Origin of the sequence: Candidatus Protofrankia datiscae, from assembly GCF_000177615.2 — a bacterium.
Taxonomy (GTDB): Bacteria; Actinomycetota; Actinomycetes; order Frankiales; family Frankiaceae; genus Protofrankia; species Protofrankia coriariae.
Map to the genome: position 1 here is coordinate 2,412,922 of NC_015656.1, position 25,625 is coordinate 2,438,546.

Here is a 25,625-nt window from a genome sequence, read left to right on the forward strand (position 1 = left end):
ACGCCGGCCGGCCGCGCCCGTCCGCCCGCCTGGTCAGGTGATGCGGACCATGTCCTGGCGGTGCAGCGCGACGATCTTCTCCATTGCGACCATGTCCTGCTCCCGGATCGCGGCGACGAGGTTGCTGTGCACCTCCAGGTTGTGGCGGCGCAGCTCCTCGCTGCCCTCCACGTACGTCGCCTTCGTGAGCGTGGCGCTGAGGATCGACACGATCGTCTGGTAGAGCCCGACCAGGACCTCGATCCGGGACGCCCGCGCGATGGCCAGGTGCAGGCGCATGTTCGCGGCCAGATAGGCGTGCGGGTCGTCCGTCGCCGCCTGCATGTCGTGCAGGGCCCATTCCATCGCCCGCACGTCCTCGGGCGAGGCGCGCCGCAGCGCCACCGGCGGGAAGAGCGTGTCCAGGTAGGCGCGTGCCTCGAAGAGATGCTCGGGGTCGACGGTCAGCCCCTGATGCCACAGGTCGACACCGCCGAGACGGACCTGGGGCGGTGGGTTGGCCACGAACACCCCGCCGTTGGGCCCGGGCCGGACCGTGATCAGGTCGCGTTCGCGCAGGATGCCCAGGGCCTCGTTCATCACCGAGGGGCTGACCTCGAAACGGCTGATCAGTTCGGTGCGCAGCCCGAGCCGGCTGCCGGCGGGCAGCCGCTCGGCGAGGATCCGGGCCTCTATCTCCGCCGCGACCTGCTGCGCGCGAGAACTTCGAGGCGTCGCGTCAGCTGGCATCGTCCGCGCTCCTTACTGGTCCGCGTCCCACTGGTCCACATCCCGGTCCACATCGGTACCCCGGCTGGCGGTGCTCCGGTCGGTGGCGTTCCGGCCGGCGGTGCTCCGGTCGGCAGGGGCCCGCCCAGGGATCGGGCGAATATCCGATCACCATCGAATCTTGTAACAAGATTATGCTGTCTCCTGTCAGCAGACTCCACTGATGGTAGCTGCTCATAAAGGCACAGTCAGATGTTGCAGATATGATCTTCATATATATGCTTGAAACATGTATGCAGAATAGTTATGGTTGCGCCAGTCGGATGGCAGACCTTGGCGGTCCCGGAGAAGGACTGGTGCCAATTGATCATCTATCGACCGGCCCCTGAGCGGACGTCCGTGAACACGCCGTCCTCGCCCGCCGACGACGCCTTCGGCGGGTAGCGCCATGACAGGCGAGGTGGCGGCAGGGGAAGCGGTGGCCGGCGGCATGCCGGTCGGCGAGCGGTCGCCCGACGCGGGCCTGATCGACACGGGCCTGGTCGACGTGCACACGCACGCCATCGCGCCGTGGCTGCCCGATCTCGCCAGCCGCGACGGCTGGCGGGGCTGGCCCTGCGTCCAACGGCTCGGCGACACCCGGGCGCGCATTCTCGTCGGCGGGCGGCCGTACCGCGACATCGACGACCGCTGCTGGTCGGCGCGGCGCCGGCTGGCCGACATGGACGCCGAAGGCGTCGCGGTGCAGGTGCTGTCCCCGATCCCGATCACTTTCTGCCATGACGCCCCGGCCGGCGGCGCGGCGGTCCTCGCGCGGTCGCAGAACGACTTCCTCGCCTCGCTGGTCGCCGAGTACCCCCGGCGTTTCCGCGCCCTGGGCGCGGTGCCGTTGCAGGATCCCGCCGCGGCCGTCACCGAGCTGTACCGGTGCGTGCGGGAGCTGGGCTTCCTCGGTGTCGAGATCGGCACCCGGGTCGGCCAGGCCGAGCTGGGTGACCCCGAGTTCGACCCGTTCTTCGCCGCCGCCGGGGAACTCGGCGCCCTGGTGCTGGTGCATCCCGCCGACTCGACGCTGGATCCGCGGCTGGCCCGGCTCGGGGTGGGTTTCGGCGCCGGCATGCCGTCCGAGACCGGGATCGCGATCGCCGGCCTGCTGACCGGCGGTGCCCCCGCACGCCGGCCGGGGCTGCGGCTGTGCCTGGCGCACGGCGGTGGCTGCCTGCCGTGGCTGCTGCCCCGGCTGGACCGGGGACGGCTCATCAGCGATCCGGCGCTGCCAGCGGACCAGTTACCGAGCGCGCTGGCCCGTTCGTTCTACAGCGACTCGCTGACCTACGACGTGGACAGCCTGCTGCTGGCGGTGGCGCGCTTCGGCGCCGAGCACGTCCTGCTCGGTACCGACTATCCCTTCGCGGCACGGGAGAGCCCGGCGGGCGCGGTGCTCGCCGGGCCGCACGAGCGGCTGACCGCCGGCCTGCGGGCCGCCATCGGCCGGCAGAACGCGCTCGAGCTCATCGGCCTGGACAGACGGCTCGTGCCAACGGGCCGTCCGGGCGAACCAAAGGAGTGAGACATGGCGGAGTTTCTCGGGCTCGGGCTGACCCACTATCCGTTACTCGCCGGCACCGACGAGCACATGGCCGGGCTGCTGCGGTGGACGCTGCAGGATCCCGACATCCCCGAGGCGGAGAAGGATCCGGCGTCCTGGCCGGAGCTGATGCGCCGGGAGTGGGCTGACGACCAGGGAGTCGCGGCCGCCGCCGAGCACCGCCGCGAGCTGCGCGCGGGCCTTGCCCGGTGCCGGGCCGCGCTCGACGCCTTCCAGCCGGACCTGCTCGTGGTGTGGGGCGACGACCAGTACGAGAACTTCCGGGAGGAGGTGATACCGCCCTTCTGCGTACTGGCCTACGACGACACCAAGGTGCACCCGTTCGCGCTGATGAACGAGCGGGGCAGCCCGAACGCCTGGGGCCGGCCGGACGACATGACGTTCACCCTGCGCTCCGACGCCGCCGCGGCCCGGGCGCTCACCGACGACCTGCTCCAGGACGGTTTCGACGTCGCCTACTCCTACCGGAAGCGGGTCGGCGCCCACTTCCCCCACGCGATCGTCAACACCCAGCTGTTCCTGGACTACGACCACGCCGGTACCGAGTTCCCCTACCGGCTGCTGCCGATCACGGTGAACTGCTACGGCCAGCACGCGATCGCCCGCCGGGGCGCGCTGGCCCGGTTCGCCGAGATCCGCGACGAGCAGCTGGACCCGGTCGGCCCGTCCCCGGCGCGCTGCTTCGATCTCGGCCGGGCGGTGGCGCGCGCGCTGAGCCACGGCAACAAGCGGATCGCCCTGGTGGCCTCGTCCAGCTGGTCGCACGCGTTCCTCACCGACGCCTCCTGGCACCTGCGCCCCGACACCGCGGCCGACCTGCGGCTGTACGAGGCGTTCGTGCGGGGCGACTACGCGACGTGGACCAGCGTCACCGGCGCGCAGATCGTGCGGGCCGGGCAGCACGAGATGCTCAACTGGTTCTGCCTGGCCGGCGCCATGGACGAGCTCGGCATGCCGCTGAGCTGGTCCACCTTCGTGGTCACCGACGTCTTCAACTCCAACAAGTGTTTCGCGATCTTCGAGGGAGAGGTCGGTCTGTGAGCGCAACGACGGTCACCGACGAGGCCACCGGGCGGACGATCGACGCCGGTGGCATCCCGACGCACTACCACGACCTCGGCTCCGGGGATCCGGTGCTGCTGCTGCACGGATCCGGACCCGGGGTCTCGGCGTGGGCGAACTGGCGCCTGACGATCCCCGCGCTCGCCCAGCAGTACCGGGTGATCGCCCCCGACATCGTCGGCTTCGGCCACACCGAACGGCCCGCCGACATCCACTACTCGCTGGCCACCTGGATCGACCACACCTGGGCGCTGCTGGACGCCCTCGAGCTCGAGCGGGTGTCAGTGGTCGGCAACTCGCTGGGCGGGCGGATCGCGCTGGGGATGGCCTCGCAGCACCCCGAACGGCTGGACCGGCTGGTGCTGATGGGCGTCCCCGGCGTGGGGATGACGCCTACCGAGGGCCTGCGCGCGCTGCGGGAGTACGAGCCGTCGCTGGAGAACATGCGCCGGCTGCTGCTCGACTGCTTCGCGGTCGACCCGACCATCATCACCGACGACCTGGTGCGCATCCGGCACGAGGCCAGCGTCGCCCCGGGCGCCTTCGAGGCCTACCGCGACATGTTCTTCAGCCCCCGCCACGCCGGCAGCCAGCTCGCCATCGAGGCCGACGAGGTCGTCACCATCACCACCCCGACACTGCTGGTGCACGGGCGGGAGGACAAGGTCGTCCCGGTCGAGGTCGCCTGGAACATGGTCCGCCTGCTGCCCGACGCCGACCTGGCGGTCTTCGCCCGCTGCGGGCACTGGACGCAGATCGAGCGTCCCGACGACTTCTCCGAGATCGTGCGCCGTTTCCTGGCGCGCCCGGCCGCCATCCGTTCGTGACCTTCCCGCGGAGATGATCCCGTGACTTCCATATCGAGAACATCAGAATTACCGAGAGTGTCGACGGCGCTGCTCGACGCGGCGCCCGCTACCGACAACCGATTTCCGCTGGTCGACGAGGACACCGACCAGCACCGGTTCCGCGTCCACCGCTCGACGATGACCTCACCGGAGGTGTTCCGCGCGGAGCTGGACCGGGTGTTCAGCCACTCGGGGCTCTACGTCGGCCACGAGTCCGAGGTGTCCAGGCCGGGAGACTACGTCCGCCGGCCGATCGGCGGCCGGCCGGTGTTCATGGTCCGCGGGGCGAAGAGCGGCCGGATAAACGTCTTCCACAACACCTGCACCCATCGGGGCGCGGTGGTCTGCCGGCAGCCGACCGGCAACGCCAAGGCGTTCTCGTGCTTCTACCACGCCTGGACCTTCGACTCCGAAGGACGCCTGATGGGGATCCCCGACCGGGACGCGTACGGCGGGGAGCTCGATCTGGCCGCGCTGTCCCTCAGACCGGTGGCCCGGGTGGAAAGCTACCGGGGGTTCGTGTTCGCCAGCTTCGACCCGGACATCCAGGACCTGGTCAGCTACCTCGCCGGCGCGGTCGAGTACCTGGACCTGGTGATCGACTCCACCGACGGGGAAATGGAGATCATCAAGGGGGTCAACGAGTACTGCATCGAGGCGAACTGGAAGCTGCTCGCCGAGAACAGCATCGACGGCTACCACGCCGTCTCCACCCACGACACCTACTTCAAGTACCTGCTGGCGCTGGGCACCGACCTCGCCGGCGGAGTGAACGGAACCTCCTACGACCTGGGCAACGGGCACGCCGTGCTGGAGTACCGGGCCCCCTGGGGACGGCCGATCGCCAAGTGGGAGCCGCTGTTCGGCGAGGACTCCCGGGAGGAGATCGCCCGCATGCGCGCCGACCTGATCTCCCGGCACGGCGAGGTGCGCGGCAGCCGGATGGCCGACGCCAACCGCAACCTGCTGATCTACCCGAACCTGGTCGTCAACGACATCATGGCGATCACGGTGCGTACCTTCATGCCGCTGGCACCCGACCGGATGGACGTCACCGCGTGGGAGCTCGCGCCCCGCGACGAGCTCGCCCAGCTGCGCCAGCGCCGGCTCGACAGCTTCCTGACCTTCCTCGGTCCGGCCGGTTTCGCCACCCCGGACGACCTGGAGGCGCTGGAGTCCTGCCAGCAGGGGTTCACCAGCGGCGGCGTGGAGTGGAACGACATCTCCCGCGGGATGGCCCGCACCCCCGCGGCCAACGACGAGGCGCAGATGCGCGCCTTCTGGCGACGCTGGAGCCAGCAGATGGGCACGGCCGGCTACGGGGAGAGGGAGTCCCGATGACCACGACCACAGGTGCCCCGGCCAGTCCGGCCGCCCGGCCCGCCGAGGCGGCCCAGACCGCGCAGCCGGCCCAACCCACCTGGCCGACCTGGCCGGTCCGGCCCGACGAGGTCGTCGACCTGGACACGCTCGGCCGGTCGCGGATCGAGGACTTCCTCTGCCTGGAGGCCCAGTTACTCGACGCCTGGGATCTCGACACCTGGCTCACGCTGTTCGCGCCCGAGGCGTCCTATGTCGTGCCGTGCAACGACAGCCCGGACGGCGACCCCACCCGGGACCTCGTCCTCATCGACGACGACGAACTGCGCCTGCGGCTGCGGGTGGAGCGCCTCAACAGCCGCCGGGCGTACCGCGAGTACCCGCACTCGCGCACGAACCACCAGTTCAGCAATGTCGTGGTGGGCGTGCGGGAGGGCGACGAGCTGCCGGTCGTGGCGTCCTTCACGGTGTGGCGGTTCCGCAACGGCAAGGCGTCCTACTACGTGGGGAAGTACCACTACCGGTTCGTCGCGATCGACGGGCGGCTGCGGATCCGGTCCAAGCGTGTGGTCCTGGACATGACGACCCTGCGCCCGGCCGGCGACCTGGCGATCATCCTGTGACTGCCCCGCTGCAGGGCCGCACGGCGGTGGTCACCGGCGGGGCGACCGGGATCGGGCTGGGGATCACGCGCCGGCTGCTCGCGGACGGGGCCCGTGTGCTGGTCGCCGCCCTGCACACCGAGGAGCTCAAGCGCGCCTATGGCGAGCTGGGCGACCACCGCACCGGTGTGGACCTGGCCGGGCATGTCGGGGACCTGTCCCAGCCGGGTGCGGGCGAGGACCTGCTACAGGCGGCGGTCGAGGCCTTCGGCGGTGTCGACATCCTGGTCAACAACGCCGGTGGCGGGGTGATCAGACCGACGCTGGAACACACCGAGCAGACCCTGCGGTCGACGATCGACAACAACCTGTGGACGGTGCTGCGCTGCACGCTGGCGGTGCTGCCGCACATGGCCGCCCGTGGGTACGGCCGGATCATCAGCATCGGTGCCGAGTCGGTGCGCAACGGGCTGGTGGACCATGCCGTGTACAACGCCGCCAAGGGCGGGGTGCACGCCCTGACCACCGGCCTGGCGCGTGAGTTCGCCCCCGCCGGGATCACCGTCAACGTCGTCGCCCCGTCCTACGTGCGCACTCCGGAGCTTGACGCGGGCCTGCGCGCGGGCTCGCTGCCGGACCGGCTGGTGCACGTCATCGATCGCGCCGTCGAGCTGATCCCGCTGAACCGGCCCGGCGACGTGGACGACGTCGCCGCGGCCGTGGCATACCTGGCCCGTCAGGACTCGGGGTTCGTCACCGGGCAGGTCCTCAGCGTCAACGGCGGCAGCAGCATGGGCTGACCGGCGGCCGTGCCGGCGGCGCGGCCCTGCCGGCGACGGCACGGCCGTACCGCCGGCGGGAAGCTTCGGACAGGAAGATCTTCAGGGCAGGAAGCTTCAGCACATCGGGAGTACGTGTCACCATGACGAGCTCACCCACATCCGCCGGCACCGTGCCCGACCTGGAGCGGTACCGGCAGGCAGCCGACCGGCTGACGGCGGCGACCCGGCAGCGCACACCCTGCCCGCCCGTGCGGGACCTGCTGGGCGAGTCGGACATCGCCGCCGCGTACGCGGTGCAGCGGCTGCTCACCAGGGCTGCGGTGGGCTCCCACCGCAGCCTCGCCGGGCACAAGATCGGACTGACCTCCCCCGCGGTCCAGCGGCAGCTCGGCGTCGACCAGCCCGACAGCGGTGTGCTCTTCGCCGACATGGCCAGGGCCGAGGGCTCCCCGATCGACCCGGCGGATCTGCTCCAGCCTCGGATCGAGGCCGAGGTGGCGTTCGTCCTCGGCGCCGACCTCGACCAACCCAATTTTGATCTTGAGACGGCGCGGGCCTCGGTGGCCCAGGTCCTGCCGGCGTTGGAGATCGTCGACAGCAGGATCGCGAACTGGGACATCAGCATCGTCGACACGGTCGCGGACAACGCCTCCTGCGGCCTGTTCGTCCTCGGCGCCCACCGCCAGCCGCTCGGCGATCTGGACCTGACCACCCTGACCATGGCCATGACCGCCGACGAGCGGGTGGTCTCCGAGGGCGTCGGCGCGGCCTGCCTCGGGGATCCGTGCCAGGCGCTGCTGTGGCTGGCACGCACCGCCCGGGAGTTCGGATCCCCGCTGCGCGCGGGCGATCTGGTCCTCTCCGGCGCGCTCGGCCCGATGGTCCCCGTGACGCCCGGCACCACCTACCGGGCGACCATCACCGGGCTTGGCGCCGTCACCGCATCCTTCCGGAAGGATCTGCCATGAGCACCACCAAGGTCGCGGTCATCGGCTCGGGGAACATCGGCACCGATCTGATGATCAAAATCATGCGGCTCTCGTCCACGCTGGAGATAGCGGCCATGGTGGGCATCGATCCCGCCTCCGACGGGCTGGCCCGCGCGGCCCGCCTGAAGGTGCCGACCACGGCGAACGGGGTCCAGGGCCTGATCGACCTGCCGGGCTTCGACGAGATCGGCGTCGTGTTCGACGCGACGTCGGCCAAGGCTCACGTGGCGAACGCGCGTGCGCTGGCCGGGTACGGCAAGCGGCTGGTGGACCTGACCCCCGCCGCTATCGGGCCGTACGTCGTCCCGGCGGTCAACCTCTCCCAGCACCTCGACGCGCCCAACGTGAACATGGTGACCTGCGGCGGGCAGGCCACCATCCCGATGATCGCCGCGGTGTCCCGGGTGACCCGTGTCCGCTACGGGGAGATCGTGGCGTCGATCGCCTCGAAGTCGGCCGGCCCGGGCACCCGCGCGAACATCGACGAGTTCACCGAGACCACCGCGCGCGCCATCGAGGTCGTCGGCGGCGCGGACGTCGGGAAAGCAATCATCGTCCTCAACCCGGCCGAACCGCCGATGATCATGCGTGACACCGTGCTGTGCCTGGCGGACGACGCCGACCCCGACGACATCCGCGCCAGCATCGCCGCGATGGCCGCGGAGGTGGCCCGTTACGTGCCCGGATACCGGCTCAAGCAGCAGGTCCAGATCGCCCCTGTCGACCCGGACGAGCCGCTGCGAACCCTGATCGGCGACGCCGGCCCGCGGCCGGCCTGGAAGGTGTCGGTCTTCCTGGAGGTCGAGGGAGCCGCCCACTACCTGCCGGCATACGCCGGGAACCTCGACATCATGACCTCGGCCGCGCTACAAACCGCTGAACGACTGTCCGCCGCGGGGTCACCGGCCATCGCGTGGCCCGCGCCGGTGGGGGAGCCGGCAGCGTCACCGGCGGTGTCAGCCGTTCCAGTCAGCTCGGAGGTGGCCCTGTGACCCCACCCAGGCTCTACATCCAGGACGTGACCCTTCGGGATGGTATGCACGCTATCCGTCACCGCCTTGCCCCGGAGCGGGTACGCACGATCGCCGCCGCGCTGGACGCCGCCGGTGTGGACGCCATTGAGGTCGCTCACGGTGACGGCCTGGCGGGCGCCAGCCTGACCTACGGGCCGGGTAGCAACAGCGACTGGGAGTGGATCTCCGCGGCCGCCGAGGTGGTCACCAACGCCGTGCTCACCACCCTCCTGCTGCCCGGCATCGGCACCATCCACCATCTTGAACGGGCCTTCGACCTCGGCGTCAGGTCCGTGCGGGTGGCCACCCACGCCACCGAGGCCGACATCAGCCCGCAGCACATCACCCGGGCCCGCGAGCTCGGCATGGACGTCTCCGGCTTCCTGATGATGAGCCATCTGGCACCCCCAGCCGAGCTGGCGCGGCAGGCGAAGATCATGGAGGATGCCGGCGCGCACTGCGTGTACGTGACAGACTCCGGCGGGCGCCTGACGATGGACGACGTCCGCGACCGGGTCCGCGCCTACCGGGACGTCCTCGACCCGGCCACCCAGATCGGCGTGCACGCCCACGAGAACCTGTCGCTGTCCGTGGCCAACTCGGTGGTGGCCGTCGAGGAAGGCGTCACCCGGGTCGACGCGTCGCTCGCCGGCCAGGGCGCCGGCGCCGGCAACTGCCCGATCGAGGCGTTCATCGCGGTGGCGAACCTGCTGGGCTGGCAGCACGGCTGCGGCCTGTTCGCGCTCCAGGACGCCGCCGACGACATCGTCCGCCCACTGCAGGACCGGCCGGTGCGGGTGGACCGGGAGACACTGACCCTCGGCTACGCCGGTGTCTATTCCAGCTTCCTGCGGCACGCCGAGCGGGCGGCCCGCGAGCACGGGCTGGACACCCGCGACATCCTGGTGGAGGTGGGCCGCCGCAGCCTCGTCGGCGGCCAGGAGGACATGATCGTCGACGTCGCGCTCGACCTTGTCGCGGCCGGTGCCGCCCGGGGCGGCGCGGTTCCCACCGGCGTTGGCGGCAACGACGCCGTCCTGGCCGGTGCTGTCGGCGGTGGCGCCGTCCCCGCCGGTGCCGTCCCCGCCGGTGCTGTCGAAGCCGGGCGGCCCGGGTGAGCGCGGCGGGACCGGCTGCCGCGCACCGGCCGTCGGTCGTACGGATACTGGTCGTACAGTCGCTGACCGCACAGCTGAGGGCCGCACAGCCGGGAGTCCCACCGCTCACGGGGTTACCACTCAGGGAGAACAGTTGACATCGCAGGCGCCGGGTGCAGGTGGTCTGGCCGCGTTCCGCGCGGCGCGGGACTTCCTGCTCGCCCACCGGGAGGACTACGACAGCGCGTACGCCGGGTTCCACTGGCCGGAGCTGACGGAGTTCAACTGGGCGTTGGAGTGGTTCGACCATCTCGGCGCCGACCCGGACAGCTCCGGCCGGACCGCGTTATGGATCGTCGAACAGGACGGCTCGGAGCGGCGTCAGACCTTCGCGCAGCTGTCCGCCCGCTCGAACCAGGTGGCCAACTGGCTGCGCGGGCGGGGCGTGACGCGCGGTGACCGCATCGTGCTCATGCTGGGCAACCAGGTCGAGCTGTGGGAGACGCTGCTCGCGGCGATCAAGCTCGGCGCGGTCGTCATCCCGGCGACCACGCTGCTCGCGCCCGCCGACCTGCGGGACCGGATCACCCGTGGCCAGGCCCGCTACGTCGTCGTCGGCGCGGCCGACACCGACAAGTTCGCCGACGTGCCCGGCGAGTACGACCGGATCGCGGTCGGAGCGCCGGTGGCGGGCTGGGCCTCCTACACCGACGCGGCCCAGGCGCCCGCCGCGTTCGTCCCGGACGGTGTGACCCGGGCCAGCGACCCGTTGCTGCTCTACTTCACCTCGGGCACCACCGCGGCCCCGAAGCTCGTCGAGCACACCCACGCCTCCTACCCGGCCGGGCATCTGTCGACGATGTACTGGATCGGGCTCACACCCGGTGACGTGCACCTGAACATCTCCTCGCCGGGCTGGGCCAAGCACGCGTGGAGCAACGTCTTCGCTCCCTGGAACGCCGGGGCCACGGTGTTGATCTACAACTACAGCCGGTTCGACGCCGCCGCGCTGCTGGCGCAGATCGACCGGTGCGGGGTGGACAGCTTCTGCGCGCCCCCGACGGTGTGGCGGATGCTGATCCAGGCCGACCTCACGGTGGTGCGCAACCCGCCATGCAAGATCGTCGGTGCGGGCGAGCCGCTCAACCCCGAGGTCATCGAGCAGGTGGAGAAGGCCTGGGGGGTGCGCATCCGGGACGGCTTCGGGCAGACCGAGACCACCGTGCAGATCGCCAACTCGCCGGGCCAGCTCGTCAAACCGGGCTCCATGGGACGCCCGGTGCCCGGATACCACGTCACGCTGGTCGACGTCACCACCGGTAAGCCGGCTCAGGAGGGCGAGATCTGCCTGGACCTCGTCCAGCGTCCGCTGGGGCTGATGGTCGGCTACCGGGACGACGCCGTGCGCAACGCCGAGGCGATGGCGGGTGGCTACTACCACACCGGTGACGTGGCCTCGCGTGACGCCGACGGGTACATCACCTACATCGGCCGCGCGGACGACGTGTTCAAGGCGTCGGACTACCGGATCTCGCCGTTCGAGCTGGAGAGCGTGCTGATCGAGCATCCTGCCGTCGCCGAGGCCGCCGTTGTCCCGTCACCGGACGCGATCCGGCTGGCGGTCCCGAAGGCGTACGTGGTACTCACCGACGGTCACGCGCCCGACCGGGACACCGCGCTGTCGATTCTGCGCCACGCCCGCCAGCAGCTCGCGCCGTACAAGCGGATACGCCGCCTTGAATTCGCCGAGCTGCCCAAGACGATATCCGGCAAGATCCGGCGGGTGGAACTTCGCCGTCGGGAGGAGGAACTGCATCCGCTCGGCGCCACCGCGGCCACCGCGGCCGCTGTGGCGGGCAGTGGGGCGGCCGTCCGTGAATACCGCGACGAGGAGTTTCCGGAGCTACGGGAGTGACGCTTTTCCGGACCGGCGGGAACTGTTCTGACAGGACCCGCCGCCCGGGAGGCGCCGGTAACGGTGCGCGCCGGGAGAAGACGCCTAGTTGTTCCAGAGGAATTTTTTTCCGAAAGAACTGGCGGGTTCCGGCCGGCGGCGTTGCATCGTGTTCAGATAGCGTGAGACGGCCTCTGCCCGGTTGGTGGCTCCGAGCTTGCGCAGAATGTGTTTCACGTGCACCTTCACGGTTCCTTCGGAAACCATCAGACGGGTGGCGATCCGCGCATTGGTGGCGCCATCGGCCATATGCCGCAGAACTTCGATCTCCCGACGGGTCAGAGGCGAGTCCACAACGTCCTCGATCGCCCTGACCAGCACGTTCGTCCCGATACCCGGAACGGGCTCGGCAGGGGTGCCGGCGGGTTTCAGGGACATGTCGTCCTCCGTGAAGGAGGCCATCAGGTCGGAGATACCCGCCGTATAGGTACACAACTGGTCGCGAAGGGCCAGCATCCGGTCGGCGAACACGGCACGCTCGATCGCGTAGCCCAGGCCATCCATGAACAGCCCGATGGCCTCGCGGTCCAGAGTGTCCACGTGCCGCCGGTCGATGTACGCGTCGGCGTGCATGAAGCCGATCACCGACGACATCGACACGATCGGTGCGGCGACGTAGGAACGTGAGCCAGTCACAACCTTGAGCAGGGGATGTACCTGCGGGTTTGTCTGGGCATCCCTGATCAGGATCGGCTGCCGCCGGTGGACCATGTCGGTCTCCAGCACCTGCTGGTCCAGCAGGACCGGGTCCGTGCTGCCGGCCTTCACCATCAGTGCGGCAAGATCCGGATCGCCTCGGACGTAGGCCGACCTCGCCACCCAGCGGGAGTTCTGGATCTGGGACAGCAGAGCACGTCCGAAACCGAGTTTTTCGACCTCGGCGGGAGCTCTGGTTATCAGGTCCTGGACCGTGGAGAGATCCCGCAACCGGCTCAACGTATTGCGTACGTCGGCCAGCGTCGACGTTCGCTGGGCCAGCATCGCGTCACGCAGGGATATCCGGATCTGGCAGAGCCGGGTGAGCGCCGCGATCAGTTCCGCGTGCGCCTGGCCGCCGGTCTGCTCCACACCGGCGGCCAGCCGTTCGGTAAGGGCGTCCTGGGCTGCCGCCAGGGACATCTCCGCGGTGTGCGCGTCCAACGGGGTGATGCTCAGCGGCGCACAGTCCCAGCCGGTCAGCCTGGCTACCAGCTGGAGAATGGAACGCACACGTTCGAGCTCTTTGCGTGGCAGCTCGGGACGGCGGAGGAACCAGTTCTCGCCCCGCGCCGCGCGCGAGCGTCCGCCACCATCACCAGAGCTGGTAATGGACATGATGGCCTCCGTTTCCTCGTCATCGAGAGCCGTCCGGAACACGAATCGCGGTCGGTGCCGCCGGGGCGACGCGCGGGCCGGTCCGCCTGACGCGGAAAGGTGTTGCTTGTCCAAGATTGAATAGTAGGACGACGACGCGCTCCGGGCCAGCAGGTACCGGGTTCCGAGGGGCGTTCCGAAGGGGCGCTGAGGGATGTTGAGGGGGATGCTGAGGGGGTGCTGAGAAGTTTTGTGGTGCCTGCTCCGGCGCTGGTCGTCAGCGTACATCCGTTTGACGCGGCGCCCGGTGCGGGTTGTCCGGTATGCCCTGTCGGCGATCACTGTTGATCCCTTCGGGGCGGGTGGCGGTCACGCTCCGTCATGCTTTTGACCGGCCCGGTGGAACTCCTCGTACCAGCGTCCCCGTATCGGCCTCCCTCCGCGCCGGCGGCTGGAGCCGTCCCGCGAAGCCGAGTCCGTGATCGTCGGTACCGGATGTTGGATAGAGGTGTTGACCCGTTGCCGGTCGGTCCTGGTTGGGTCATGATGCTGAAAAGGCCGCATGTGGCGATCTTGCGGCTGTTGTGGTGTGACCAGGCTGGGCACCGTTGGCCCCGATTCGATCGGGATCCCGGTGTTCCGCCGTTGACGGCCATGCTCCGGCGTTGGTGTCGTCGGTGACGCGGCATCACCGACGTGCCCCTGCTGGTAGCCGACTGTGCGCGACCGTGACGAGGCAATCATCCTTTGTGGCGGCGTGCCGGTGCGGTGTCATCTCGGGAATGGGACAGGCATAGCGGCCAACGCGATCGTGGTTGTCGCGTTCCGCGCCTTATTCTAAGGCGGAATAAAATGATCTCTTTCGAGTTCTCCGAGGAACAGGAGGACTTCCGGCGTGCGCTCGTCCAGTTCACTGAGAATGTACTGCTGCCCGGTTATCGGGACCGGGCGGCCCGTACGGACTACCCGTTCGACATCCAGCGTCAGCTCGCCGATCTCGGTGTGCTCGGCATCGGCCTGCCCGAGCAGTTCGGCGGCACCGGCGTCGAGGATCCGATCACGCTCGGGCTTGCGGCGGAGACGCTGGCCTACGGCGACGTGAACATCGCGTCCGCGCCGGTGCAGGTCGGGCTTGTGGGATCCCAGCTGGCACACGGCACCACGGCCGTGCAGAAGGAATACCTGCCGCGGCTGATCGCCGGTGAGATCACGGTGGCGATCGCGCTCACCGAGCCCGGCTCCGGGTCCGACGCGGGCGCGCTGCGCACGGTCGCCGAGCCGGTGGCCGGCGGCTGGCGGCTGCGCGGTGAGAAGACCGCCATCTCGTGGGCCTGCAACGCCACCGCGACGCTCGTCTACGCCCGCGAGCCGGGGTCCGCGCGCTCGAAGGGGGTGAGCTGTTTCGTCGTCCCGACCGATACTCCGGGCGTGACCGTCAGCCACATGCCGGGGATGGGCTGCCTGCCGCTGGGCTGGGGATCGATCCACTTCGACGAGGTGTTCGTGCCGACGGAGAACCTCATCGGTGAGTACGGCCGGGGCTTCCACAGCGTCATGGGCCACTTTGATTTCAGCCGTGCCGCGCTGGGCCTGATGTGTCTCGGCGCGGCCCGGGCCAGCCTCGACGAAGCCGCTGACTATGCCCTGCAGCGGGAGGCTTTTGGCCGTCCGATCGCCGAGTACCAGGGCATATCTTTTCTTCTTGCCGAGCAGGCCACCTATCTGGAGGCCGCGCGGTGGCTGTGCTATCGGGCGTTGTGGCTGCGCCATGCCGGCCGGCCGCACACCGCGCATGCCTCCATGAGCAAGTGGTGGCCGCCAATTGTCGCCAAGGACGCGATCGAGGCGGCCATGAAGATCTACGGTAATCTCGGCTATGCGACCGAGTTCCCGTTGCAGCAGAGATTTCGTGATGTCATGGCCTATCTGGTCGCGGACGGCACGGCAGAGATCCAGAAGCGCATTATCGCCAAGGACGTTCTGGGCGGGAGGCACGGGAAATGATCACGGTCGGACTGGACGTGCACGAGTCGATTCTCTCGACGAGCCCACGGCAGCGGCGTGATCTGCTCGGTCGTGTCCACGCCGCGGGGCTCGACCACGTGGTCGTCGCCGATCATGTCAGCTTCCACGGCGGCCGGGGCTTCGACGGGCTGGTGTCCGCCACCGCGGCCCTGACCAGCAACGACGATCTGCCCGTGCTGCTGGGCGTCTACCAGCTCGCGCTGCGGCATCCGACCACCGTCGCCCGCCAGCTCGCCTCGGTCTCCCAACTGGCGCCGGGCCGGCTGATTCTCGGGGTCGGCGTGGGCGGGGAGGACCGCTCCGAGCCGCTCAACTGCGGCGTCGACCCGTCGACCCGGGGACGCCGCCTCGACGAGAGCCTGCGCGTGCTGCGTGCGCTCGCCTCGGGCGAGGCGGTCGATCACAGCGGGGAGTTCTTCGAGCTCAAGGACGCGCGGGTGCTGCCGGCTCCGACGCCCAGGATCCCGATCGTGATCGGCGGCTCGTCGGCGGCCGCGGTACGGCGGACCGTGCGCTTCGGCGACGGCTGGCTGGGGATCTTCTGCTCCGCCCGGCGCTTCGCCGCGACCCGCGAGCAGATCGCCGAGGTGGCCCAGCAGGAGGGCAGGCCGCTGCCGTCCTGGTACGGGCTGAACCTCTGGTGCGGGATCGACACCCAGGCGAGCAGGGCCAGGCAGCTGGTGGCCGAGCGGATGGAGCGGCTCTACCACCTGCCCTACGAGAAGTTCGAGCGGCTGGCGCCCGCTGGCACGCCGGAACAGGTGGGGGAGTGGCTGCTGCCCTACCTCGAGGCCGGCTGCGAGCACTTCACACTGGTGGCGACCAGCACGAGCTGGGAGGCCGGCGTCGAGTACACGGCCGAGGTGAAGCGGTACCTGCTCGAGCACGCGCCAGCCTGATCCGCCCCGGGCGCGCCCGGCCCTCGTCCGCCCCGGGCGCGCCCGCGGGAGGCCCGGATGTTCTTACCGGCCGACATCAACAAATTATCAACGCGAAACACCGGCCGAACAAGTAGCGTATGATCATGCTTCCCGCGCGTTCTCCCAGCTCCCGGGGAACCCAGGCCTGCCGCCAGCGGGAAAGCCGTTCTCCGGGTGGGCCGTGGCCTATCCGATGACCTACCTGGTGGCCCACCTGTCGTCGTGAGCTCGTTGCCGTCGGGGGAAAGCCTCTCTTTGGAGGGGCAACTACCCCCCCACTGAGAGATGTGATCCGGCGCACAAAACGGTACCGTTCGTTCCTGGCGCGTTGCCTCGCCGAACTGTTCCCGGCAACGCGAATACCGCAACAATCCCGGTCGGCGATGGCATCACAGGAGGAGATGCTGCCGTGCTGGTAGACCTTCGGACGCGTGCTGGGACAGGTATTGTCCGCGGCCATCTCGTCGAGGATCTCCGCCGGTGGTTGGTGAGCCTGGCCAGAGCGGGCGTGAATGCTCGCGCCCGCTTTTCGCCCTGGATTACCTGGTTGCCGGGACGGCGGCCGTGATGAACCGTGACGCGCCCGCGGTCCGCCGCGTGCGGCAGTCATATCGCCGGCCGACTCGGTGCGTCGACGAAAGGAGGCATGGCATGATCAGTTCCCCGGTGGGCGGCTGGCTCGACGGCGTGGACATGGTCGCTGTGGTGCGCGGGAGTTCGCGTGGGTTCACCGTGCTCGTCCTCGGCGGGCTCGTCGCCCCCGCCGTGGCGACGGTGTCCGGGGCGCTTGGCGCGCTGGTCCTCACCGGCTCGGCCGCGGCCGCTTTCGTGGTGGCGGCTCTGCGTCAGGGAACGACCACCGATGGTGGGCGGCACGGTGCGCTGGCCGCGGTCGGCGCCTATCTGCTGGTGCTTCCGCTGGTACTGCTGGCGCAGGCTGGACGGAATCCGGCGCAGATCTCGATGACTCTCGCGGCCGCGGTGATCGTGGGGTTCGTGGCCGGCTCGGTGGCTACCCGGCGGCGGTCGCCCGGCAGCGGCCGCAGCGGCGGTAACAGCCACAGTGCCGCTGGTAGCCGTGGTGGCGCTGGTAGCCACAGTGGTGCAGCCAACCGTGGTGGCGCCAACCGTGGTGGCGCCAACAGTCGCGGTGGTGCTGCCAGACATGGTGGCGTCAGCAGTAGCGGCGCTACGGCCGGCCGCGGCCGCGGTGGCCGCGTTGGCGTGCGGTCGGCGGGTGAGCGCGCATGAGCGTACCGGCTGTGACCGCCCCGTCGGTTCCTGGCAGCCGCCGCAGGGTGCGCAGGAACAAGGCGCCGAAATGGGTTGGCGCCGTGCGGCGGCCGCTGCAGCAGGGCGGGGAGATGGTGCAGCTGGCTGGGCAGGTTTTCGGCAGCGCGATCCGTCACCCTGTCGGCTACTGGGGTGAAGTGCGCGACCAGATGTTCGAGATTCTCAAGCTGTGCTGGATACCGATGATGGTGTCCTGTACGGCGTTCGGTTTCGGCGCGCCGGGCCTGCAGGGCGGCAACCTCTTCCTGCTCTTCGGTATCCCCGAACGTCTCGGCTCCTTCTTCATCATGGCCAGCGTCCGCGAGTTCGCCCCGTGGATCAACGCGATGGTGGTCGCCGGTGTCATGGGCACCGCGATGACCGCGGACCTCGGCGCGCGCCGGATCCGTGAGGAGATCGACGCGATGGAGGTGCTCGGCGTCGATCCCATCCGCACCCTGATCGTCCCACGGGTATTGGCGATCACGCTCATGACCGGGCTGCTCGACCTGGTCGCGCTCGCGTTCGGTGTGCTCGGCGGTTACATGGCCTCGGTGTGGGTGCTCGGCGCCAACAGCAGCGCGTTCTTTGAGAACTTCTTCGCCAATGCCACCGTCACCGACGTGTGGGCCAGCGTCGCGAAAACGACGATCTTCGGCCTGCTCATCGGAGTCGTGTGCTGCTACAAGGGCCTGCACACCCAGGGCGGGCCGATCGGTGTGGGACGCGCGGTCAACCAGGCCGTGGTCATCTCCTTCGCCGCCATCTGGATCTTCAACTACGTCTTTACAACCATCTTGCTCGGGCTCAACCCCGACATGCAGGTCTTCAAGTAAGGGCCGAGAGCGACCATGACCACCCCAGTGGACAAGCCATGACCACCCCCGTGGACGAGTTCGACCGGCTCGGGCAGCCGCGGGTTGCGGCACCGAAGCCGCAGGATACTGTGATCACGCTGGGCGGTATGCAGCGTGGGGTGAAACAGGCCGTCACCACCGGTGGCGAGATTGCCCAGTTCTCTGCCCGGACCATTCGTGACTTCGGCGACATCCGTCACTACGCCTCGGAGGTCTTCCACCAGGCCGGCATCCTGATACTGTCCAGCGGCCTGATCATCTGGTCGATGCAGTTCATCATGGGGATGCAGTGCGGGTTGGAGGCCAGCTACACCCTCAAGCAGATCGGCGCCCCGCTGTACTCGGGTATTTTCAACGCCTACTGCTCGCTGCGTGAGATGGCGCCGTACATGTACGGCTACATCTTCGCGGCGAAGGTCGGCTGCGGGCTGGTCGCCGAGATCGGTTCGATGCGGATCGCCGACGAGATCGACGCCATGGAGGTCATGGGCGTCAGGTCGCGCAGCTATCTGGTCGGTACCCGGATCATGGCCGCCTGGATAGCGATGCCGTTCCTGTTCACGGTCGGGCTCGGGCTCATGTACATATCGATGTACCTGGTGACCGTCGTGCAGCTGGGCGGGGTGTCCGCTGGTGGCTACAACTACATCTTCTGGCTCTACCAGAATCCGCTCGACTTTCTCTTCTCAATGATCAAGATGTTGTCGATGGGCACGACGATCGTGTTCGTCAGTTGTTACTACGGCTACACCGCCAGCGGTGGATCCGTCGGAGTCGGCAAGAACACCGCGAAATCGATGATGCTGAACATGGTGCTGATCCATGTCATTGGGCTGCTCACCACGCAGCTTTTCTGGGGGCTCAGCCCCAACGCCCCGGACACGATCTAGTGTCCTGAGTCGTTGATTCGTGTGCAGATAGAATGGGCTGGTGCCTGGCCCGAGCGCGGATCCCATCGAGTTGTCGTCTGCTGAGCGTGCGGTGCTGGAGGGCTGGGCCCGACGGCGGAAGACCGCGCAGGCGCTGGCGTTGCGCTCGCGGATCGTGCTGGCCTGCGCGGACGGTGGGACGAACTCGGGGGTCGCGGCCGAGCTCGGGATCACCCGGGGAACGGTCGCGAAATGGCGGGAGCGGTTCGCGGTCGACCGGCTGGAGGGCCTGTCAGACGAGGCACGTCCGGGAGCGCCTCGGAAGGTCACCGACGCCCAGGTCGAGGCGGTGATCGCGAGGACGTTGGAGGAGAAGCCACCGAACGGCGATACCCATTGGACATCGCGGTCGATGGCGAGGGCCAGTGGGCTGTCGCAGTCGACGGTGTCACGGATGTGGCGGGCGTTCGGGTTGAAGCCGCATCTGGTCGAGACGTGGAAGCTGTCCACCGACCCGCTGTTCGTGGACAAGGTCCGTGACGTGGTCGGGGTCTACCTCGACCCGCCGGAGAAGGCGATCGTGCTCTGCGTCGACGAAAAGTCGCAGGTGCAAGCTTTGGATCGCACGGCACCGGTGCTGCCCCTGATGCCGGGTACCCCGCAGCGGATGACCCACGACTACGTCCGCCATGGCACGACCAGCCTGTTCGCCGCGCTCGACCCGACGTCCGGGTCGGTGATCGCGCAGACCTTCCGGCGGCACCGTCACCAGGAGTTCCTGCGCTTCCTCAAGCTGATCGACTCCTCGGTCCCGAAGGGCTACGACCTGCACCTGGTCCTGGACAACTACGCCACCCACAAGACCCCGGCGGTGAAGAACTGGCTGCTGCGCCACCCCCGCTTCCACCTGCACTTCACCCCGACCTCGGCGTCGTGGATGAACCTGGTCGAGCGCTGGTTCGCGGAGCTGACCACCCGCAAGCTGCGCCGATCGACGCACCGCTCGGTCGTCGAACTCGAAGCCGACATCCGCCGATGGATCAACGCCTGGAACAAGGACCCGAAGCCGTTCGTCTGGGCCAAGACCGCCGACGAGATCCTCGAGACCCTCGCCGCCTACTGCCAGCGAATCAACGACTCAGGACACTAGACCACAAGATTGCCTCGCCTCGAATCTGCGGTCAACATTGACCGCAGGCTTGTCGTCCACATCTCAGGAGATCGATTCGTGAGCACCGCCTCCACGAGCATCAGCCCGACCCCGACCGTCTTCGGGGGCGTCGTCCGGTACGACGTCAGGGAGCGGGTCGCCGAGGTGACCCTCGACCGCCCGGACGTGTCCAACGCGATCGACGTGGAGACCGCCCGAGCACTGCACCAGGCGATCGAGCGGGCCGCGACGGACAGCGCCGCGAACGTCGTCCTGCTCCAGGGCGCGGGCCGGCTCTTCTGCGCCGGTGGTGACCTGGCGGCGATGGGCGCGGCACCTGACCGGCCGGCCTTCGTCTCCTCGCTCGCCAACGCGGCCCACGAGGCCGTGAAGGCACTCGACGCGCTGACCAAGCCCGTCGTGGTGGCCGTCCAGGGCGCGGCCGCCGGCATCGGGCTCTCGCTGGTGCTCGGCGCGGACCTCGTCGTCGCCGGCGCGTCCGCCCGGTTCGTGACCGCCTACACCTCCGTCGGTCTGACCCCCGACGGCGGTCTCTCCTGGCTCCTGCCCCGCACGGTCGGCCAACGACGCGCGATCGAGCTGATCCTCACCTCCGAGCCGCTCGACGCCGCACGGGCACAGACCCTGGGGATCGTCTCGGAAATCTGCGAGGACGCCGAGGTCGCCACCGCGGCCCGGGCCGCCGCCGCGCGTCTGGCAGCCCGGCCGGCCCACGCGCTCGGCGCGGCTCGCGGGCTCGTGCGAGCCTCGTGGGCCCGCACCCTGGAGGAGCATCTTGACAAGGAGTCCGAGACGATTGCCCGTGCCTCCGGCGAACAGGAGACGGCCGCGTTGATCGCCAGCTTCCTCGACCGGGGCTGACCTGGCATACCACGGCCGACGTGCCATGAGGGCCGACGTGCCATGAGGGCCGACATGCCATGAGGGCCGACATGCCATGAGGGCCGACATGCCATGAGGGCCGACATGCCATGAGGGCCGACATGCCATGAGGGCCGACATGCCATGAGGAAGGACACGATGACGTCGAACGGGAGCGGAACCGAGGCGGCGGCCCCACGCTACGCCGACTACGCCGCGCGCAGCCGGACCACTCAGCAGCACATCCTCGACGCCGCCGTCCAGGTCCTGATCGAGTTCGGCTACAGCGGCGCCTCCACGCTGAAGATCCAGGAGCGCGCGGGAGTCAGCCGCGGGCGGCTCCTCCATCAGTACCCTCACCGGGACGCGCTCCTGGTCGCGGCCGTACAGCACATCGCCGAGGTGCGGATCTCCTCGACCCACGATTCCGCCAACTGGCCCCGCTCGCCGCACGACCGCGTCGAGGCCGCCGTCGACGCGGTGTGGTCGACCTACCATCAGGGCTACTTCTGGGCGGCGACCGAACTCTGGCTGGCCGCGCGTTACAACGCGCGTCTGGCCGAGGCGCTCGCGCCCAGGGAGTACGCTCTCGGCAACGTGATCAGGGCGGAGATCGACAAGATGTTCGGGCCCGAACTCGTCCGGCACCCCAACTACACTGCTCTTCGCGAGATGCTCAACACGAGCATGCGTGGAGTCGCGCTGACGTACTCGTTCGACCCGCGCGACCCGCTCACGGATCCCCACCTCAAGGTGTGGAAGTCACTGGCCCGCCGGGAGCTCGGACTCGACGCCTGACGATGGATCGATCTCCTGCGGGTAGACGTCGACCCCATCGGAGATGATCGTGAAGGCCGCCCGATCGGTGAGGAACCAGAAAGAAGCAGGTCTCCCCCTACGGGATGAGATCTACGCCCGCATGGCGGCAGCGATCGCCGAAGAGCCGCCGAGAGCCAGCCCGCCGTCCACGCTCAGCACGGCACCGGTGATGTAGGACGCGCGCGGCGACGTCAGCCACAGCACGGCCTCGCCGTCCCTGACGTCGGCGGCGTACCCACGCGCGGTGGTCTGCCCCGACAACCGGGCAACGGCGTCGTCGACCTTCTGCTGGCTGCGGCTGAGCACCGCGACCTGGGCGCCCCGCGCGGCGTACGCCCGCGCGATCGCGAGGTTGATCCCACTCGTCCCACCAGCGACGACGACAGTCGTCCCCGCGCCGGTCACCGTGCCACCCGCGGTTGCTCGTCCATGCGCTCGCCCAGGCGATGGAGCGTCCTGAGCGGTCGCGCGACGTGTCGGCATTCCGTTCTTCTCGCCCTGTTCACGGCAGGCGACTCCTATTTTACAGTCAACTCTGACTGTAAAATAGATCGCAGCGCGCCGCAAAGAGGAGAGAACCGTGTCAGACATTGACATCACCCGTCGCCACAGCCTCGGCGACATTCCGCGACGGACAGCGCAGCGCTTTCCGGGTAAGCCGGCGATCATCGACGGCGCCACCACCCTGACGTTCGCGGAGTTCGAAGCCACGGTCGAGCGGACCGCGGCGGCGATCGCCGCTGCCGGCCTGGCGAAGGGCGACCGGCTCGCGCTGCTGTCACACAACTGCTGGCAGTTCGCGGTGCTCGACTTCGCCGCCGCCCGGGTCGGCGTCATCCTCGTCCCCGTCAACTTCATGCTGGGCGCCAACGAGATCGCCTTCATCCTCGACCAGTCCGGCGCGAAGGGCTTCGTGGTCGAGGCCGCCCTGCTCCCGGTGGCCGAGAAGGCGCTGGGGCAACTCGACGGGACCCAATCGGCTGTCGAGGTACGCGTTGTCATCCCGCTGCAGGGCAAACCCGTTCCGGCGGGCTGGAGCGGCGTCGCCGGCTGGACGTCATACGACGGCACGGCGCCCGACGTCCCCGTCGCCGACGACGACCCGGTCCGGATAATGTTCACCTCCGGCACCGAGTCGCGACCCAAGGGGACGCTGCTGTCGAGCCGGTCACTGATGTGGCACTACGTCTCGTGCGTCGTCGGCGGCGGGATGACCGCCGACGACGTCGAGTTGCACACCCTGCCGCTCTATCACTGCGCCCAGCTCGACTGTTTCCTAGGCGTCGACGTCTACCTCGGCGCCACCTCGATCATCCTGCCCACGCCGGACCCGGGCACCGTGCTGCGGGCGATCGAGGAGTACCGGGTCAAGAAGTACTTCGCGCCCCCGACCGTGTGGATCGGTCTGCTGCGATCCCCCGACTTCGGCACCCGCGACCTGTCCAGCCTGCGGAAGGGCTACTACGGCGCCTCGCCGATGCCGGTCGCCGTCCTCGAGGAGATGCGGCAGCGGCTCCCTGACATACGACTCTGGAACTTCTACGGGCAGACCGAGATCGCCCCGCTCGGCACCCTGCTCGGCCCGGAGGACCAGGTCTCGCACGCGGGGTCCGCGGGGCGGGCGGCGCTCAACGTGGAGACCCGGATCGTCGACGACGACGACAGTCCCGTACCGGCCGGGACGATCGGCGAGATCGTCCACCGTACGCCTCACGCTACGCTCGGTTACTACCAGCAGCCGGAGAAGACAGCGGAGGCGTTCCGCAACGGCTGGTTCCACTCCGGTGACCTTGGCTACCTCACCGAGGACGGTTACCTCTACGTGGTGGACCGCAAGAAAGACATGATCAAAACCGGTGGTGAAAACGTCGCGACCCGCGAGGTCGAGGAGGTGATCTACACTCTCGACGGGGTGGCCGAGGTGGCCGTCTTCGCGGTGCCGCACCCGCGCTGGGTCGAGGCCGTCACCGCCGTTGTGGTGCCGAAGCCCGGAGTGACGCTCACCCCGAAGCAGGTCTCCGAGTATGCCCGCACCAGGCTGGCCGGCTTCAAGACACCGAAGTACGTCGTCGTGGCCGACGCACTACCCAAGAATCCCTCAGGGAAGATCCTCAAGCGTCAGCTGCGTGACGAGTACGCTCATCTCGCCGATCACGAAACCACCGCTGACGCGAGCTCTCGTCCGCACCGAAATGCCCGCCCGACCCGGGGCTGACCCGAGATATCTGGTGGGCCGACTTCGCCGCGTGGCGGTGTTGTGAAGTTGGTGCTGGGGGATTCCGCGATATATCTGCCGACCCGGCAGCCTGCTTTTCGGTGGCCCCTCTCATCCGTGGCCAGCCGTCAGGCCTGTGATATAGGACACCCTGCGCAGTGACGACCGCCATGGGGAGCGGTCTTCGGCAGGGAAGTATCCGACGGGGTGACGAACGAGGAGAGCGCGTCAAGGGCCGGGATTGGCCTCACCGAGCCAGGGGCCGGACGATGCCGGAGCCTGTCGGGTGGGGTGCTTCGGCGTGGCGGGCGCGCGGGGGAGTGAGGTGGCCGCGCGCCCGCCGGCGGTTACAGGATTTCGATGTTCGAGATCTTCCAGTGGCCGTCCTGGTTTTCCAGGACCAGCCCGAGGTGTGCCGGGCCGGAGGAGTTGGACTGCTGCGCCGAGGAGCTCTGCGCGGCCTGGTCGGCCAGTACCAGCACGTCGGCGCGGTTGCCGTTGAGCGCTGTCACGCCAACGGCGCGGACGGTCGTGGTGACGCTGACCCCTCGCGCCGGGGCCTGCTGCAGCAGCGGCCGATAGAGCTGTTCGTACTGGTCGGTCGCGCTTCCGGTCAGGGAGTCCTTGGCGGCCTGCTCGGTGGCGGCGACACTGTTCGGGTTGACCGTGAAGACCGTCTCCACGGTCTTGCCGATGTCCTGCATCAGGGCTGTCGTGGCGGCGGAGTCGACGAAGGCGTCATTGGTCGACAGGGGATGACGACCAGCCCTGTCCGCGTGCACACCCAGCGCGACGGCCGCTGTGACCGCGGCCGCCAGACCCGCCACGAGAGCTACGAGAACCTGGACGCGGGCGAGCGCGGGAACGGCGGGCACGGTGGATCGCCTCCGCGCGCCGCCACCGGGGGTGCCCGGCCCCACGCGCGGTTCACCGGTGGCGGCCGCGGGGCTGTCATCCGCCGGTTTTCCGGTCGCCGCGTCCAGGGCGGACCCGTCGCTCTCGCCCCCGTCAGCGGACGACTCGGGCACCTCGGGCACCTTGGAGGCGCCGGAAGCGTCGGGCGTGTCGGGCGTGTCGGGCGTGTCGGGCGCTTCAGGCACCTTGGAAGCGTCGGGCGCCTCGGGTGTGGTCAAGGCGTTCGACGCGCCGTCCCTGGCTTCGTGATCAACAGTGGTGTCGACGCTGGGGTCGACCGCGAGGTCGACATCGCTGTCGCCGTCGCGCCGCTGTCGGTGAGAGGGTCGCCGCCGCCCCGGTGCGGACGGATGCGTGGTGGCCCTGTCGGTCCGGGAACGGTGAGCGGATGTCACAGGGGCGTCCTTACAACTGTGAAGTGACC

23 protein-coding genes are annotated in these 25,625 nt (G+C 69.1%); 19 read left to right on the forward strand and 4 right to left on the reverse strand.

The features are described from left to right. Nucleotides 1-33 precede the first annotated feature (33 nt). Entirely contained in the window at nucleotides 34-729 is a 696-nt protein-coding gene (locus FSYMDG_RS09935; RefSeq protein WP_013873394.1) for a FadR/GntR family transcriptional regulator, read from the reverse strand. A 427-nt stretch (nucleotides 730-1,156) separates the two neighbouring features. On the opposite strand from FSYMDG_RS09935, the gene FSYMDG_RS09940 reads away from it, so the two are divergent. The 10 genes from FSYMDG_RS09940 (at nucleotide 1,157) to FSYMDG_RS09985 (ending at nucleotide 11,945) form a co-directional block, all read left to right on the forward strand. Beyond that, the gene (locus FSYMDG_RS09940; protein ID WP_013873395.1) at nucleotides 1,157-2,278 is read left to right on the forward strand and encodes an amidohydrolase family protein; all 1,122 of its coding nucleotides are present in this window, start codon (nucleotides 1,157-1,159) and stop codon (nucleotides 2,276-2,278) included. A 3-nt stretch (nucleotides 2,279-2,281) separates the two neighbouring features. Beyond that, nucleotides 2,282-3,358 (forward strand): extradiol ring-cleavage dioxygenase class III protein subunit B, encoded by a 1,077-nt coding sequence (locus FSYMDG_RS09945; RefSeq protein ID WP_013873396.1) that lies wholly within the window; start codon nucleotides 2,282-2,284, stop codon nucleotides 3,356-3,358. Next, a complete protein-coding gene (locus FSYMDG_RS09950) occupies nucleotides 3,355-4,206 on the forward strand; it encodes an alpha/beta fold hydrolase (protein ID WP_013873397.1) in 852 nt (283 codons plus the stop codon). The genes FSYMDG_RS09945 and FSYMDG_RS09950 overlap by 4 nt, the downstream gene beginning before the upstream one ends. A gap of 159 nt (nucleotides 4,207-4,365) precedes the next feature. Next, nucleotides 4,366-5,568: an SRPBCC family protein gene (locus FSYMDG_RS09955; RefSeq protein ID WP_131772438.1), complete on the forward strand. Its 1,203-nt coding sequence runs from the start codon at nucleotides 4,366-4,368 to the stop codon at nucleotides 5,566-5,568. Further along, nucleotides 5,565-6,170, forward strand: coding sequence for an aromatic-ring-hydroxylating dioxygenase subunit beta (locus tag FSYMDG_RS09960; protein ID WP_013873399.1), 606 nt, complete (start codon nucleotides 5,565-5,567; stop codon nucleotides 6,168-6,170). The genes FSYMDG_RS09955 and FSYMDG_RS09960 overlap by 4 nt, the downstream gene beginning before the upstream one ends. After that, a complete protein-coding gene (locus FSYMDG_RS09965; protein ID WP_013873400.1) occupies nucleotides 6,167-6,949 on the forward strand; it encodes an SDR family NAD(P)-dependent oxidoreductase in 783 nt (260 codons plus the stop codon). The genes FSYMDG_RS09960 and FSYMDG_RS09965 overlap by 4 nt, the downstream gene beginning before the upstream one ends. Nucleotides 6,950-7,071: 122 nt before the next feature. Further along, entirely contained in the window at nucleotides 7,072-7,899 is an 828-nt protein-coding gene (locus FSYMDG_RS09970) for a 2-keto-4-pentenoate hydratase (protein ID WP_013873401.1), read from the forward strand. Continuing rightward, nucleotides 7,896-8,912 (forward strand): acetaldehyde dehydrogenase (acetylating), encoded by a 1,017-nt coding sequence (locus tag FSYMDG_RS09975; RefSeq protein ID WP_013873402.1) that lies wholly within the window; start codon nucleotides 7,896-7,898, stop codon nucleotides 8,910-8,912. Before FSYMDG_RS09970 ends, FSYMDG_RS09975 begins: the two co-directional genes overlap by 4 nt. Then, nucleotides 8,909-10,051 (forward strand): 4-hydroxy-2-oxovalerate aldolase, encoded by a 1,143-nt coding sequence (gene dmpG, locus FSYMDG_RS09980; protein WP_013873403.1) that lies wholly within the window; start codon nucleotides 8,909-8,911, stop codon nucleotides 10,049-10,051. The genes FSYMDG_RS09975 and dmpG overlap by 4 nt, the downstream gene beginning before the upstream one ends. A 133-nt stretch (nucleotides 10,052-10,184) precedes the next feature. Next, nucleotides 10,185-11,945, forward strand: coding sequence for an AMP-binding protein (locus FSYMDG_RS09985; RefSeq protein WP_013873404.1), 1,761 nt, complete (start codon nucleotides 10,185-10,187; stop codon nucleotides 11,943-11,945). Nucleotides 11,946-12,029: 84 nt separating this feature from the next. Here FSYMDG_RS09985 and FSYMDG_RS09990 read toward each other — a convergent pair whose 3' ends face one another. Then, nucleotides 12,030-13,298 carry a LuxR C-terminal-related transcriptional regulator gene (locus FSYMDG_RS09990; RefSeq protein WP_013873405.1) on the reverse strand — a complete coding sequence of 423 codons (1,269 nt, stop codon included), beginning with the start codon at nucleotides 13,296-13,298 and terminating at the stop codon, nucleotides 12,030-12,032. An 831-nt stretch (nucleotides 13,299-14,129) separates the two neighbouring features. Here FSYMDG_RS09990 and FSYMDG_RS09995 point away from each other — a divergent pair. The 8 genes from FSYMDG_RS09995 to FSYMDG_RS10030 all read left to right on the forward strand — a co-directional run bounded on the left by FSYMDG_RS09995 (nucleotide 14,130) and on the right by FSYMDG_RS10030 (nucleotide 22,050). Then, on the forward strand, nucleotides 14,130-15,281 hold the full coding sequence (locus FSYMDG_RS09995; RefSeq protein WP_013873406.1) for an acyl-CoA dehydrogenase family protein: 1,152 nt from the start codon (nucleotides 14,130-14,132) through the stop codon (nucleotides 15,279-15,281). Then, nucleotides 15,278-16,201: an LLM class flavin-dependent oxidoreductase gene (locus FSYMDG_RS10000; protein WP_013873407.1), complete on the forward strand. Its 924-nt coding sequence runs from the start codon at nucleotides 15,278-15,280 to the stop codon at nucleotides 16,199-16,201. The genes FSYMDG_RS09995 and FSYMDG_RS10000 overlap by 4 nt, the downstream gene beginning before the upstream one ends. Nucleotides 16,202-16,873: 672 nt before the next feature. Beyond that, nucleotides 16,874-17,473 (forward strand): PE-PGRS family protein, encoded by a 600-nt coding sequence (locus FSYMDG_RS23020; protein ID WP_013873408.1) that lies wholly within the window; start codon nucleotides 16,874-16,876, stop codon nucleotides 17,471-17,473. After that, nucleotides 17,470-18,330: an MlaE family ABC transporter permease gene (locus tag FSYMDG_RS10010; RefSeq protein ID WP_013873409.1), complete on the forward strand. Its 861-nt coding sequence runs from the start codon at nucleotides 17,470-17,472 to the stop codon at nucleotides 18,328-18,330. Before FSYMDG_RS23020 ends, FSYMDG_RS10010 begins: the two co-directional genes overlap by 4 nt. 38 nt (nucleotides 18,331-18,368) lie before the next feature. Beyond that, complete coding sequence (locus FSYMDG_RS10015; RefSeq protein WP_013873410.1) at nucleotides 18,369-19,241, forward strand: ABC transporter permease; 873 nt, start codon at nucleotides 18,369-18,371, stop codon at nucleotides 19,239-19,241. A 40-nt stretch (nucleotides 19,242-19,281) separates the two neighbouring features. After that, a complete protein-coding gene (locus FSYMDG_RS10020; protein WP_013871712.1) occupies nucleotides 19,282-20,370 on the forward strand; it encodes an IS630 family transposase in 1,089 nt (362 codons plus the stop codon). Between the two features lie 78 nt (nucleotides 20,371-20,448). Further along, a complete protein-coding gene (locus tag FSYMDG_RS10025; protein WP_013873411.1) occupies nucleotides 20,449-21,252 on the forward strand; it encodes an enoyl-CoA hydratase/isomerase family protein in 804 nt (267 codons plus the stop codon). A gap of 159 nt (nucleotides 21,253-21,411) precedes the next feature. Continuing rightward, nucleotides 21,412-22,050, forward strand: coding sequence for a TetR/AcrR family transcriptional regulator (locus FSYMDG_RS10030; RefSeq protein WP_013873412.1), 639 nt, complete (start codon nucleotides 21,412-21,414; stop codon nucleotides 22,048-22,050). A gap of 111 nt (nucleotides 22,051-22,161) precedes the next feature. Here the strand turns inward: FSYMDG_RS10030 and FSYMDG_RS30055 are convergent, their stop codons facing one another. Beyond that, a complete protein-coding gene (locus tag FSYMDG_RS30055) occupies nucleotides 22,162-22,476 on the reverse strand; it encodes an SDR family NAD(P)-dependent oxidoreductase (RefSeq protein ID WP_043603384.1) in 315 nt (104 codons plus the stop codon). 175 nt (nucleotides 22,477-22,651) lie between these two features. Here FSYMDG_RS30055 and FSYMDG_RS10040 point away from each other — a divergent pair, with 175 nt between their 5' ends. Next, the gene (locus tag FSYMDG_RS10040; protein ID WP_013873413.1) at nucleotides 22,652-24,286 is read left to right on the forward strand and encodes an acyl-CoA synthetase; all 1,635 of its coding nucleotides are present in this window, start codon (nucleotides 22,652-22,654) and stop codon (nucleotides 24,284-24,286) included. A gap of 347 nt (nucleotides 24,287-24,633) precedes the next feature. On the opposite strand, the gene FSYMDG_RS23025 is transcribed toward FSYMDG_RS10040, so the two are convergent. Next, nucleotides 24,634-25,596 (reverse strand): hypothetical protein, encoded by a 963-nt coding sequence (locus FSYMDG_RS23025; protein WP_013873414.1) that lies wholly within the window; start codon nucleotides 25,594-25,596, stop codon nucleotides 24,634-24,636. Between the last annotated feature and the right edge of the window lie 29 nt (nucleotides 25,597-25,625).